This is a genomic window from Streptomyces sp. NPDC088794, from assembly GCF_044750545.1.
Classification (GTDB): Bacteria; Actinomycetota; Actinomycetes; order Streptomycetales; family Streptomycetaceae; genus Streptomyces.
Genome location: NZ_JBIVKB010000004.1, coordinates 168,121 through 177,985 on the forward strand (window position 1 = coordinate 168,121; position 9,865 = coordinate 177,985).

Annotated in this window: 9 protein-coding genes; 5 read left to right on the forward strand and 4 right to left on the reverse strand. The window is 72.2% G+C overall.

Annotated elements, in window-relative coordinates; translation table 11 throughout:
* Positions 1-139 precede the first annotated feature (139 nt).
* The 3 genes from ACIP6U_RS13275 (at position 140) to ACIP6U_RS13285 (ending at position 3,797) form a co-directional block, all read left to right on the forward strand.
* Positions 140-1,276, forward strand: coding sequence for an NADH:flavin oxidoreductase (locus ACIP6U_RS13275; protein WP_401715895.1), 1,137 nt, complete (start codon positions 140-142; stop codon positions 1,274-1,276).
* Positions 1,277-1,338: 62 nt separating this feature from the next.
* Positions 1,339-2,244, forward strand: a complete 906-nt coding sequence (locus ACIP6U_RS13280) for a metallophosphoesterase (RefSeq protein WP_401715896.1) — start codon at positions 1,339-1,341, stop codon at positions 2,242-2,244.
* Positions 2,245-2,258: 14 nt separating this feature from the next.
* Complete coding sequence (locus tag ACIP6U_RS13285; RefSeq protein WP_401715899.1) at positions 2,259-3,797, forward strand: carboxylesterase/lipase family protein; 1,539 nt, start codon at positions 2,259-2,261, stop codon at positions 3,795-3,797.
* Between the two features lie 10 nt (positions 3,798-3,807).
* Here the strand turns inward: ACIP6U_RS13285 and ACIP6U_RS13290 are convergent, their stop codons facing one another.
* On the reverse strand, positions 3,808-4,380 hold the full coding sequence (locus tag ACIP6U_RS13290; protein WP_401715900.1) for a hypothetical protein: 573 nt from the start codon (positions 4,378-4,380) through the stop codon (positions 3,808-3,810).
* Between the two features lie 186 nt (positions 4,381-4,566).
* Between ACIP6U_RS13290 and ACIP6U_RS13295 the strand changes: the two genes are divergently transcribed.
* Entirely contained in the window at positions 4,567-6,123 is a 1,557-nt protein-coding gene (locus ACIP6U_RS13295) for a subtype B tannase (RefSeq protein ID WP_401716964.1), read from the forward strand.
* Here the strand turns inward: ACIP6U_RS13295 and ACIP6U_RS13300 are convergent.
* The 3 genes from ACIP6U_RS13300 to ACIP6U_RS13310 are packed head-to-tail and all read right to left on the reverse strand — an operon-like array spanning position 6,068 to position 9,382.
* Entirely contained in the window at positions 6,068-7,477 is a 1,410-nt protein-coding gene (locus ACIP6U_RS13300) for a PTS transporter subunit EIIC (RefSeq protein ID WP_401715903.1), read from the reverse strand. The two genes, ACIP6U_RS13295 and ACIP6U_RS13300, sit on opposite strands and share 56 nt — an antisense overlap.
* A gap of 16 nt (positions 7,478-7,493) precedes the next feature.
* Entirely contained in the window at positions 7,494-8,429 is a 936-nt protein-coding gene (gene murQ, locus ACIP6U_RS13305; RefSeq protein WP_401715906.1) for an N-acetylmuramic acid 6-phosphate etherase, read from the reverse strand.
* Positions 8,430-8,473: 44 nt separating this feature from the next.
* Positions 8,474-9,382 carry a MurR/RpiR family transcriptional regulator gene (locus ACIP6U_RS13310; RefSeq protein ID WP_401715909.1) on the reverse strand — a complete coding sequence of 303 codons (909 nt, stop codon included), beginning with the start codon at positions 9,380-9,382 and terminating at the stop codon, positions 8,474-8,476.
* A 55-nt stretch (positions 9,383-9,437) separates the two neighbouring features.
* Here ACIP6U_RS13310 and ACIP6U_RS13315 point away from each other — a divergent pair, with 55 nt between their 5' ends.
* Complete coding sequence (locus ACIP6U_RS13315; protein ID WP_401715912.1) at positions 9,438-9,836, forward strand: hypothetical protein; 399 nt, start codon at positions 9,438-9,440, stop codon at positions 9,834-9,836.
* Positions 9,837-9,865 lie beyond the last annotated feature (29 nt).

Consider the following 9,865-nt stretch of genomic DNA (forward strand, 5'->3'; position numbering starts at 1 on the left):
GTGCCGCCCTTCGGCGTGTCCGGGATCACAGGGCGAGGTGTCGGTGGGGCGGAATGAGATCGCCGGCGCGGGTGTTGAACATTGACCGACGTTCAATGCGCGCGCACATACCATCCGGTACCTCAAGGAGTTCCCCCACGTGACCGCCACCGCCTTTCCCGCCGGCTCCCCCTCCCGCGCAGCCGAGATCCTCTCCCGCCCGATCACCCTGGGCGGCCTGACGGTCCCCAACCGCATCGTGATGGCCCCGATGACCCGCCAGTTCTCCCCGGGCGGCATCCCCGGCGAGAACGTGGCCTCGTACTACGCGCGCCGCGCCGGAGCGGGCGTCGGTCTCGTCGTCACCGAGGGCACGTACGTCGGACACGAGTCGGCCGGGCAGAGCGACCGCATCCCGCGGTTCCACGGCGAGGAGCAGCTGGCGGGCTGGGCGAAGGTCGCCGACGCGGTGCACGCGGCGGGCGGGCGGATCGTGCCGCAGCTGTGGCACATCGGCATGGTGCGCGAGCAGGGCCAGCCGCCGTACGCCGACGCCCCCGCGGTCGGCCCCTCCGGGCTGCGGATCGGCGCCACCGAGCCCACCGGCAGGGCGATGACCCAGGACGACCTGGACGACGTCATCGACGCCTTCGTCGAGGCCGCGGTCGCCGCCGAGCGGATCGGCTTCGACGGGGTCGAACTGCACGGCGCCCACGGCTACCTGCTCGACCAGTTCCTGTGGGCGGGCACCAACCGCCGCAGCGACTCCTACGGCGGTGACCCGGTCGCCCGTACCAAGTTCGCGGCGGAGATCGTGGGGTCGGTCCGGGAGGCCGTGTCCCCCGACTTCCCGATCATCTTCCGCTACTCGCAGTGGAAGCAGGACGTCTACAAGGCCCGCCTGGCCGAGACCCCCGAGGAGCTGGAGTCGATCCTGGCGCCCCTCGCGGCGGCCGGCGTCGACGCCTTCCACGCCTCCACCCGCCGCTACTGGCTCCCCGAGTTCGACGGCTCCGACCTCAACCTGGCCGGGTGGACCAAGAAGCTCACCGGCAAGCCCGTCATCACCGTCGGCTCGGTCGGCCTCGACGGCGACTTCCTCAAGGGCTTCCGCGGCGAGGGCGCCCCGCTCAAGGGCATCGACGACCTGCTGGACGCCCTGGAGCGAGAGGAGTACGACATGGTCGCCGTCGGCCGCGCCCTGCTCCAGGACCCGGAGTGGGCCTCGAAGGTCCTGGCGGGCCGCTTCGACGAACTGAAGCCGTACGACGCGGCGGCGCTGAAGACCCTGAGCTGAGAGACCGAAGGCCGGATCCGGGGCGGTGACCGCGGGAGGGTGCTCGGCTAGCGTTCCGTCGTATGCGGATCATCCATCTGTCCGACACGCATCTGGACCGCACCGACGCCCCCAACCGGCACGGTGTCAACGCGACCGAATCCCTCCGTCTCATGCTCGGCGAACTGCGTCACCAGCGGGCCGTCGACGCGGTCTTCGTCACCGGTGACATCGCCGATGACGGAGCCGTGGAGGCGTACACGACCGCCCGTGAGCTGATCACGGAGTTCGCGCGGCGGTGGGCCGCGCCGGTGTTCTTCACGACCGGGAACCACGACGAGCGCGAGGCGTTCGGCAAGGTGCTGGGGAGCGGGCATCTGGCGGCGGACGGCACCGAGCGGGCCGAGGCGGTCATCGGGTCGGCGCGGGGCGAGCGGGCCGCGGTGAGCACGGTGGCCGGCTGGCGGGTCGTGACCTTGGACTCGTTGGTGCCGGGCAAGGTGCACGGATGCCTGGGGGACGAGCAACTCGCCTGGCTGCGGTTGGTGTTGGCCACTCCGGCCGATGCTGCCCACGGCACGATCCTCGCCTTCCACCACCCGCCCCTCGCCCTCGACGTCGAGACGCAGCGCGTCTTCGGACTGCGCGACCCGGACGCCCTCGCGGACGTCGTCCGGGGCAGTGACGTCCGGGTCGTCCTCACCGGACACTTCCATCTCCAGCTCTTCGGGATGCTGGCGGGGGTCCCGGTCTGGGTGACCCCCGGCGTGGTCAACCGCATCGACCTGACGACACCGCCCGGCACGGAACGCGCGGTGCGCGGCGCGTCCGCCTCGCTGGTGGAGCTGGGCGGCGCGACGGGACCGATGTTCCACACCCTCCACGCCCGCGACCCGCGTGCCCACGAGACGGTGTACGAGCTCGACGCGGCGCGGACGCGGGAGCTGATCGAGCGGTACGTCGGGGCCGACGAGTCCCGCAACCCATGAGTGAGGAGCAGTCGATGACGACCAGCGAGCCCGCGGGGACCGTCGTGCGGACCGCCGCCGGGGCGGTGCGCGGCCGGCGGGAGGACGGGTTGGCCGTCTTTCGCGGCATCCCGTTCGCCGAACCCTCGGTGGGGGAGGCCCGGTTCGGGGCGCCGCGGCCCGTCCGGAGCTGGGACGGCACCCGGGAGGCGTACGCCTTCGGGCCGCCGCCCCCGCAGGAGTCGGGGATCCAGGGCTTCAAGGGCCCGGCGACCGAGCCCACGGGCGACGACTGGCTGACGGTCAACGTCTGGACCCCGGACCCGGATCCGGCCGCCCGCCGCCCGGTCATGGTCTGGATCTACGGCGGCGCCTACAAGCTGGGCCACGCCGGCAGCCCCGGCTACGACGCCCAGCACATCGCGCGCGAGGGCGACCTGGTCGTCGTCACCTTCAACTACCGGGTGGGCATGGAGGGTTTCGCGCGCGTCGACGGAGCGCCCGCCAACCGCGGTCTGCTCGACCAGGTGGCGGCCCTGGAGTGGGTACGGGAGAACATCACGGCGTTCGGCGGCGACCCTGAACAGGTCACCGTCTTCGGGGAGTCGGCCGGGGCCGGGTCGGTGGCCTCGCTGCTGGCGATGCCGAGCGCGCGGGGCCTGTTCACGCGGGCGATCGCGCAGAGCGTGCCCGGCACGTTCTTCTCCGACGACCTGGCCCGGGACATCGCCGCGGCCATCGCCGAGGAGGCGGGCCTGCGCCCGACGGCAGCCGATCTCGCCACCCTCGCCCCGCACCGACTCACCACGGTCGGCGAGGCGTTGGGCCAGAAGATGCGGGCGTACGGGGACCGTTGGGGCCAGGTGGCCGCGACGGCGACCCCCTTCTCGCCGGTCGTCGACGGCGAGGTCCTCCCCGTCACCCCCTGGGAGGCGCTGGCGGCGGGCGCGGCCCGGGACGTGGACCTCCTCACCGGCCACAACCGCGACGAGTACCGCCTGTTCGCGGTCCTGGCCCAACTGTCCGGAACCGCGGCCGAGGTCGGCGACGAGCAGGCGGCCTGGGCCCTGCGGACCTACGCGCCCGAGCCGGACGGCGAGCGCTCCTACCGCGCCGCCTTCCCGGACGCCACGCCGGGCGAGCTCTTCGAACAGGTCTGGACGGACTGGCTGTTCGCCATGCCGACCCTGCACCTGGCCGAGGCGCAGCTCAGGGGCGGCGGCCGGGCGCACGTCTACGAACTGACCTGGCCGGCCCCCGGCGCCGACGGCATCTTCGGCGCCTGCCACGGCCTGGACATCCCGCTCCTCTTCGGCACGTACACGGCGGACCTCGGCATCCTGCTGTTCGGAGGCGCGGAGGTGCCGGCCGAGGCACGGGCCCTGTCCACCCGGTTCCGCTCCTCGTGGACGGCGTTCGCGCGCGGCGGCGACCCGGGCTGGCCGGCGTACGACGGGGAACGGCGTCTGGTCCAGGTCCTGGACGTGGACCCGCGGGTCGTGCCGTACCCGGGGGAGAGCTCGCGGCGCCTGTGGGAGGGGTACGAGTTCCGATCGCTGGCGCTGCCCAAGTAGCGGCCGGCGCCTACAAGTTGCCGAGGGGCTCGATGTCGACCTTCACCGGCGTGCCCCACACCCGCAGCACCTCGTAGTCGGTGAACTCGTGCACGAGCCGGTACGCCATGGCGGCCCGGGGCGCGCGACGCTGGGCGGTGAGGTACAGCTCCGCCTCGTGCCGGTCCCGCCGTGGTGTGCCGCACAGCTGCCACTCCTGCCCGTTCCACAGCTCCGGCAGCCAGCGCTCCTGGGGCTGCGGGCGGTCGGCGCGGACGCCGTAGCGGGACGAGGCCGCGGTGTCGGCGCTCCTGGCCGGCATGGCGGGTCCGTTGAACTCGGCGCGGCGGGCGGAGCGGCGGCGGGTCTCGCAGAGCAGGCACAGGTCGTGGGCGTTCTCGTCGACCGGGCCGTTCGGGTGCTCGGGGCAGCGGGTGGCGGGCGCGGCGCCGGTGACGCTCTCGTCCAGCAGGTCCAGGGCGCGGCGCAGATCGGCCCTGGCCTCGTGCAGCTTGGCGTCCGGGGTGTCGGTGGAGAGCGTCTCGCCGTGCTCACCGAGGAGCCGGAGGGCGCGACCGAGGGCGGTGAGCTGGGCGTGGTTCACGGTGTGAGCCTTTCAAATGCGCACGGTTCAGGCCAACCTGCGGCCCCGGAGCGGCGATTGTTGACGATTCTGGCGCCAATTCATCGGATTCACAGGAGGTCTTAAGCAACCACTGTTGCACTCGTGCCGCCCGAGCCGCTCAGAGAAGAGACGGAAGTGAAGCGAGTGAAGCGCAGAACTGTGGTCATGGGGCTCACCGCGGCCGCCGCGGCACCGTCCGTGGGGTTCGCGACCGGCGCCGGCGCGTCCACCAGGTCGAGCGCGTCCGGCGAGTCGAGCGTGTCCGGGACGGACGCCTCGCTGGTCTTCGACCCGAGTGCCTACACCGAGCTCACCACCGGCATCACCGACACCGAAGGCACCGCGCACTCGGTGACGTACCACTTCTACAAGGTCGCCAGTTACGTGGCGAACCCGGTCGACGTCACCTACCAGGGCCTCAACGTCAGCGTCCCGGTGTCGGTGGACGGGACGGCCGTCGACGCGACCGGCGCACCGATCCTGTTCGCCAACTCCGTCGGCGGCTACATGCCGTCCTCGGTGGCGAACGCGACCGGCATCGGCGGCGGAGGCGGCGCGGGCGGCCCCGGCGGACCGGGCGGTCCCGGTGGCCCCGGCGGTGACAGCGGCCCGAACCGCACCCAGCTCTCGCTCCTCGCCGGGTACGTCGTCGTCGAGCCGGGCGCCCGCGGCCGTACGCTCGTCGACTCCTCCGGTGTGTACTACGGCGTCGCGCCCGCCGCGATCGTCGACCTCAAGGCGGCCGTGCGCTACCTGCGCCTCAACCGGGGCCTGATTCCCGGGAACGTCGAGCGGATCGTGTCGTCCGGTACGAGCGCGGGCGGCGCGCTGTCGGCGCTGCTGGGCGCGTCGGGCGACAGCCCGCTCTACGAGCCGTACCTGCGTGAACTGGGCGCGGCGGACACGAGCGACGCGATCTTCGCGAGCGGCGACTGGTGCCCGATCACCGATCTCGAACACTCCGACATGTCCTACGAGTGGTGCTGGGGCGACAACCCGCTCGCGGACGGCACATCGGTCGACCCGACGATCTCCGCGGACCTGAAAGCCGAGTTCACAGGCTACTTGGCGGCCCTCCACCTCACGGCCCCCGGCTTCGGCCGCCTGACCGCCCGCAACCTCGACGACTACCTGGTCAGGACCCACCTGGAGCCCTCGGCCGGCCGCTACCTCGCCGCCCTCCCGGACGCGGACCGCACGACGTACCTGACGGCCAACCCCTTCATCACCTGGGACGGCTCGAAAGCCACTTTCACCTGGGCGGACTTCCTCACGCACGTCGGCGCCCGCAAGAAGAGCGCGCCGTCCTTCGACGCGTTCGACCTGTCGACGCCGGAGTGCAACGAGTTCGGCGACGGCACCACGATCGCCCGTCACTTCACGCGCTACGGCCAGGAGCACGACACCTCCGGCTCCATCGACACCCGCCTCGACGCCCACATCCCCGAGAAGCTGCACGCGATGAACCCGATGTACCACCTGGTCGACAAGGTCAACCCGCACCGCTCCCGGCACTGGTGGATCCGCCTCGGCACCAAGGACAGCGACACCTCCCTCACCGTCGCGTCCAACCTCGCCGCCCGCCTGGGCGAGCTGGGCGACGACGTCGACCTGAAGTACTACTGGGACGCGGGCCACGGCGCCGACAACGACCCCGGTGACTTCGTCACGTGGATCGCGCGGGTGTCGGGGCACCGGCCGTCGGGACGCCGGTCGTTGTGACCGCCGGCCTGAACAGCGCGTACGTGGCGAGAAAGCCGACCAGGTAGCCGGTCAGCAGCCCGCCGCCGTAGACGGCCACCGTCAGGGCCGGGCTCCCGTTCCCCGCCAGCAGCGGGAACAGGGCCCAGCCCGACGGTCCGATCGCCGTCGCCCCCACCCGGTCGCCGAGCAGCGCGAAGAACCCGACGAAGGCACCCCCGGCCGCGCCGCCCGCGCAGGCGGTGAGGAAGGGCCGTCCGAGGGGCAGCGAGACGCCGTAGACGAGCGGCTCCCCGATCCCCAACAGCCCCGCCGGGAGCGCGGACTTGATGGTCGTACGAAGTGAGCCGTCGTGCCGCATCCGGACGTACACGGCGACCGCCGCACCCACCTGTCCCGCACCCGCCATCGCCAGCAACGGCAGCAGCACGGTGTAGCCCTGCTGCTCGATGAGTGTGGTGTGGATGGGGATCAGCGCCTGGTGCAGCCCCAGCATGACCAGCGGCAGGAACAGCCCGCCGAGGACCAGCCCCGCGAACGGTCCCGCCGTCTCCAGCAGCCAGTTCGCGCCCGTACCGATGGCGGACGAGACCGCGCCGGCCGCGTACATCAGCCCGTAGAGCGTGGCGAGCCCGGCGAGCAGGACGGTGAGGGTAGGGGTGACCAGCACGTCCAGGGTGGCCGGCACCCAGGTACGGCACCACTTCTCGATGTACGTGGCGAGGAGCGCGGCGGCGAGCGCGCCGAGGACACCGCCCTGCCCGGGGGAGAGGGCGACCCCGAAGGCGGTCACCTTGGCCACGCCCGGATAGACGACGATCGCGGCGACGGCCCCGCCGAGCACGGGCGTACCGCCGAATTCCTTGGCGGTGTTGTAGCCGACGAACACGGCGATCAGCGCCATGAAGGCGGAGGCGACGGAGGTCAGGGCGGGGGTCAGGCCGGGCAGCCAACTCAGGTTGAGGAGAAGGCCATTGAGACCGGCCAGCACTCCGCAGCCGATGAGGGCGGGGATGAGGGGGACGAAGATGTTCGCGACGCGGCGCAGCAGGAGTTTGCCGGGGGTCGCGTTGCGTCTGCGCCGCTCCTCCTTCAACTCCACGCCCCGTGCTGCCAGTTCACCGGCGCTGCCCACCAACTTCTCGAACTCGGGCGTCACTCGGGCCACCACTCCGGGCCCCAGCACGATCTGATACGTGTCGTCGTCCACGACGCCGAGCACCCCCGGCGCCCCCCGCACCGCCTCCTCGTCCACGAGCGACCGGTCGTCCAGCCCCAGCCGCAGCCGGGTCATGCAGTGGGCGACGGAGGTGACGTTGGCCGCTCCTCCGACGAGGGGGAGGAGCGCGGCGGCGAGATCCCGGGGGGTAGACATCCCCCGAGAGTGCTGGTCAGCGGGGTGCCGCCGCCAGCGCGGCACGCAGATGTCCGCCGGACTCCTCCAGAAGGCGGGCGGCCGTGGGCCCGTCGACGCCGGCGAGGAGCGTCAGGATCGCGTTCTTCACCTCACCGTCGGTCGCCGCGAGCGCCCGCTCGATCTCCTCGTCCCCGGCACCGGTGGCGAGCGCGACGATCCGCCGGGAACGGGCCCGCAGCTTCTCGTTCGAGGCGCGTACGTCGACCATCAGGTTCCCGTACGTCTTCCCCAGCCGGATCATCGTGATCGTGGAGAGCATGTTGAGCACGAGCTTCTGCGCGGTGCCGGCCTTGAGCCGGGTCGAGCCGGTGACCAGCTCCGGCCCCACGACCACCTCGATCCCGTGCTCGGCGGCGGCACCGAGCGCGCTGCGCGCGTTGCAGGACAGTCCGACGGTCAACGCGCCGAGCCCACGGGCGTGTTCGACGGCGGCGATGGCGTACGGGGTCCGTCCGGAGGCGGAGATCCCGACGACGGTGTCGGCGGGGGTGAGGGAGAGGGCGTCCAGATCGGCGCGGGCGAACTCGGCGGAGTCCTCGGCCCCTTCCACCGACGTCACCATGGCCTCCGGCCCACCGGCGATGAGCCCGACGACCTCGTCCGGGTCGGTGTTGAAGGTGGGCGGACACTCGGAGGCGTCCAGCACGCCGAGCCGTCCGGCGGTACCGGCACCGGCGTAGATGAGCCGCCCGCCGCGGGCCATGCGTTCGGCGATGGCGTCGATGGCGGCGGCGATCTCGGGAAGCCGCCGCGCGACGGCGGTGGGAACGGTCGTGTCCTCACCGTTCATGAGCCGGGCGATGTCGAGGGTGGGGAGCTGATCGATCTCGGCGAGCTCAGGCCGAAAGGCCTCGGTGGTCAGGGACTCCAACTGGGCTTGCAGATCACGGTGGTTGGAGGTGGAGGTCATGAGGAGCGGCTCTTTCAATCGTGCGGTGACGGAGAAGGTGCGGTCTAACGACGGTGCCGATGAGCCAGCGCTTCGTACGACGCGGCCAACGCCGGTGCCGCCGCCTCGTAGGTCCGCTGTGCCACCCCCACGAACAGACAGTCCACGACAAGCAGCTGACTCGTCCGGGAGGACATCGCCGCGGGCCGCAACTCACTCTCCCGAGCAGTGGACGTCGTGAGCACATGATCCGCGTACTGTGCGACCGCCCCGTTGGGCCGCCCGGTGATCGCCACCGTCGTCGCGCCCCGCTCGAAGGCGACCCGCAACGGCTCGATGACGTCCCCGGTGGACCCGGAATGCGTGATGGCGATGGCCACATCCCCGGCCCGCAGCTGCACGGCGTTCGTGACGGCGAGATGCGGATCACTGTGCGCGTGGGCTATGAGCCCTATGCGCAGCAGCTTCTGGGTGAGGTCCTGGGCGACGAGCCCGGACGCACCGATCCCGTACACGTCGATCCGCCGAGCCGCCGCGGCCGCGGAGACCGCCGCCCCCAACTGCACCGTGTCGAGCCCCGCAGCGGTGTCCGCGAGGGTCTGCTGCTCGTCGTAGGCGAGTTTCGCGACGACGTCGGCGATGGGGTCGTCCACCGCGATGTCGGTCGTGATGGCGGGCGCGCGCCCGGACTGCTGCTGGGCGGCGAGGCCGGCGAGGGCGAGGCGCAGATCGCGGTAGCCGGGGTAGCCGAGGATGCGGGCGGTGCGGACGACCGTCGCCTCGCTGGTGCCGGTGAGTTCGGCGAGGCCGGTGACCGTCAGGGCCGCGCAGCCGGCGGGGTCGTTCGCGACGGCCTCGGCGACGCGCTGCATGGAGCGGGTCATCGAGGGCGCGAGGGTGCGGACCTTGGCGGCGAGAGCGGCGGGGGCGGGGCCGGCGCGGTCGGCGAAAATTTCCTTCACTTTCTGGGTCACGTATGAAAGATATTTTCGGCCCGGTGTCGCGGTCAAGAGTGCGCACAATAGGGGCATGAACCCCATCGACCCTCCGGAGATCGACCCCTTGGAGCAGGCGTTGCACGCGGCACGCGCCCTCGTGCTCGCCGATCTGGCCGCGGGCGCGGTCGCCGAGGCGGACGTGGTGTCCCTGGTCGAGGACTCCGTCGTGCAGCGGCGCTGGTGGGTCGAGCAGTGGCCGGAGGGCGTGGAGTACGTCGCCGGACTGATCGCCCAGGACGTCCAGGACGCGCTCCTGGAACGGTACGGCCGCTGGCCCCTGTGCCCGGTGTGCGGTGCGGGCGACCCCCACGCGCTGGAGGTCGAGCCGGAACTGGGCCCCGACCCGCACTGGGTCTGCCACCAGGCGGGCGTGAAGGTCGCGGCGGTCGGCACGCTGGGACCGGCGACCGGTGGGCTGGCGTCCTCGTGAGGGCGCAGGTGACGGTCTGCGGGCGGGCG